The following is a 1,663-nucleotide window of genomic DNA, read 5'->3' on the forward strand; positions in this document are numbered from 1 at the left end:
TCGGTTTAGTAGACAGCAATGGAATGGTGCCTGTTACGCTGGGTGGAACGGGTAAATCTTCCGCTACTGGTGCCTCATCTGCTCTAAATTTTTATGGCAATTTTGCTTCGCACTTCAATAACTTAAATGGTGATATGGACTCGCTTATTGGTCAGAGTAATGATTCTGGTGGTGAGACATATTCAATCGCTATATCAACAAGCGAAAATAATGTTGCTAACTGGCCCACGAATCCTACCAATTCGGGAAAAGCATATGGCTGGGGAGCAATGATGTGCTTTACTCATGCAAGGGGGGGCGGTAGAACACAAATTTACGTTCCTGATGATGCTGCAAATTTATATTTCAGACATAGATACGGAAGTGCGTGGAAAAATTGGGTGGCGGTATGGACTAACAGGAACACTACCGTCGACAGCAATGGATTTATTAAACGTGCATCTCCGATTGTCTCTGTATTTGGTGATGGTAGCTACGATACCAACGCAGAATCGGAAGGGGCAATGGTGCAGCGTACAGGTACAGGCGAATACAAAATCACTGGCATTCGTGGTCTTAACTCCGATCTGGCATGGGGGGGAATAAACGGTGGGATTGAGATCCCGAAAGACATAAACGGCCAGCCTCTAATCTGGATTGACTATAAGGTGCTGGAGGATGGCGATATGGTTATCAAAACGTATCACCGGGAACACCAGAACGCCCCGGAGTTTGCAAGGAATACGATTAAAGGTATTGCCGATGGTGAGCCGGTTGATATCCCTTCAAATACGTTTGTTTCAGTGCGTGTAGAAATGCCGGAAAGCAGTGTATGGAATCAGCGAGTGGCCGAAGCCGAAAAAGCTATGACTGAAACTCCTGGAGCATCCGCCGATTGAATATAGAATCGGCAGACTTTTCGACAGAAACGGACACAACCCAGGTTGTGTGAATACCTACTTTTCTGTGGTAGATATTTCGTCAACTTTCAACTTCAACCCCTTCACGGCAGCGAGAAGATAACCAATCAGCCCCATATAGTCGGCAACGAGATAATCAGATCCTTCATCACGAATCACCAGATCGGGAATTACTAAATCTAGATCTTGCGCTAATGCCCCGGCTGTAAGACGTTTAGATTCCGCATCCTTATAGCGGAACGTGTAACCATCAAGCGCGGCGATCTTATCCAGAGCCTCTGTGGGGTCGATGATGTTCACTTCCTCTTTTGCGTTCCAGTCTGACGTCAGAGTAACTCCGTTGGCCTGAACCGCTCCTTTCGCGTTAATTGTTCCATTTCGTGTATTGATATACACGGCAGGTTTTCCTTCCTGTACACCATTGGTTGGTGATGTGTACGCGGTGCAGAATCCAATCCCGTACCACGAATAAAGGTTGATGTTAGCCGCATTGTCAAAGTTGGCTGAGTCTACGCCCGCATAAATACCACGTATACCCGGGCCGGAAGGTGCCGTCGCTGATGCCGTACCTGGGATAGTAATTGAACCAGAGGAGAGGGCTACAGGGCAGTTAAAAAGAGCACGCAGCGCCGCAGAGTTAAAGACATGTTCTTTGCCGGAGCCTGCATTGTAACGCATGCTCCCTGTAGCTGACTGTACTGTCATATCCCCGGTCGTTGCGGAAATCCCGGCAACCATCACCGTGTCCGATGTTCCTAAACCGA

The 1,663-nt window shown here is 47.7% G+C and carries 2 protein-coding genes; one reads left to right on the plus strand and one right to left on the minus strand.

What is annotated here, in order from left to right:
• The coding region (locus tag OGX81_RS00605; RefSeq protein ID WP_353654432.1) for a pyocin knob domain-containing protein at positions 1-878 on the plus strand (878 nt) is incomplete at its 5' end.
• A gap of 57 nt (positions 879-935) precedes the next feature.
• On the opposite strand, the gene OGX81_RS00610 is transcribed toward OGX81_RS00605, so the two are convergent.
• Positions 936-1,663: tail fiber domain-containing protein (locus OGX81_RS00610; protein ID WP_286487490.1), on the minus strand; the 728-nt coding region annotated here is incomplete at its 5' end.

This window comes from Citrobacter sp. CK206, assembly GCF_030333125.1.
GTDB lineage: Bacteria > Pseudomonadota > Gammaproteobacteria > Enterobacterales > Enterobacteriaceae > Citrobacter_B > Citrobacter_B koseri.